This is a genomic window from Clostridium sp. CAG:43 (assembly GCF_000434655.1).
In the GTDB taxonomy this organism is placed as follows: Bacteria; Bacillota; Clostridia; order Lachnospirales; family Lachnospiraceae; genus Otoolea; species Otoolea fessa.
Map to the genome: position 1 here is coordinate 21,160 of NZ_FR895066.1, position 988 is coordinate 22,147.

At 51.0% G+C, this 988-nt stretch carries 1 pseudogene; it reads left to right on the forward strand.

Features of this window, described 5'->3' with window-relative positions:
• Positions 1-956, forward strand: a pseudogene (locus QVO97_RS05250) (aldo/keto reductase); the annotation flags it as partial.
• Positions 957-988 lie beyond the last annotated feature (32 nt).

The window sequence follows — 988 nt, forward strand, 5'->3', positions numbered from 1 at the left end:
CGGACTCAGACTCCCGGCAGTTTCGCTGGGATTCTGGCATAATTTTGGCAGCACCGGCGTCTATGAGACAATGCGGAAGCTGTGTTTTACCGCCTTTGACAATGGTGTCACGCACTTTGACCTTGCCAACAATTATGGACCGGAGCCGGGAAGTGCTGAGGAAAATCTGGGACGGATTGTAAAGGAAAATTTCATGCCATATCGAGACGAGCTGATCATCAGCACGAAAGCCGGATACGAGATGTGGAACGGCCCTTATGGAAACTGGGGCAGCCGCAAATACCTGCTCGCAAGCCTCGATCAGAGCCTTACACGCCTGGGACTTCCGTATGTAGACATTTTCTACCATCACCGACATTTTCTGCCATCACCGGATGGACCCGGAGACGCCGCTTGAGGAGACGATGGGAGCACTCGATCAGGCAGTTAAGAGCGGAAAAGCTCTCTATGCAGGACTTTCCAACTACAATGGACAAAAAATGCAGGAAGCCGCTGCGATCCTGCGCGATCTGAAATGCCCGTTCGTCATCAATCAGAACCGCTACAGCATCTTTGACCGCACGATCGAAAACAACGGCTTAAAAGAAGCCGCTGTCAAAGAAAAGAAAGGTCTGATTGCATTCAGCCCGCTTGCACAGGGAACCTTAACCGACCGTTATCTGTACGGCATCCCAGCCGACAGCCGCGTCATGACCGACGGCAGATTTCTCAAAAAAGACCAGCTCACCGAAGAAAAAATCAGCCAGATCCGCGCCCTCAACGAGATGGCCGGACAGAGAGGCGAAAAACTCTCCCAGATGGCGCTCAAATGGGTCATGAAGGATTCTGTGGTAACCAGCGTCCTCATCGGTGCGTCCAAACCGGAGCAGATATTAGATAATCTGAAAATGTTGGATGGGGCACCGTTGAGCGAGGAAGAGCTGCTTAAAATTGATCAAATTTGTGGAATAAAATAAACAGAAAACGCCCAGCGGCGCAATTATGCGTA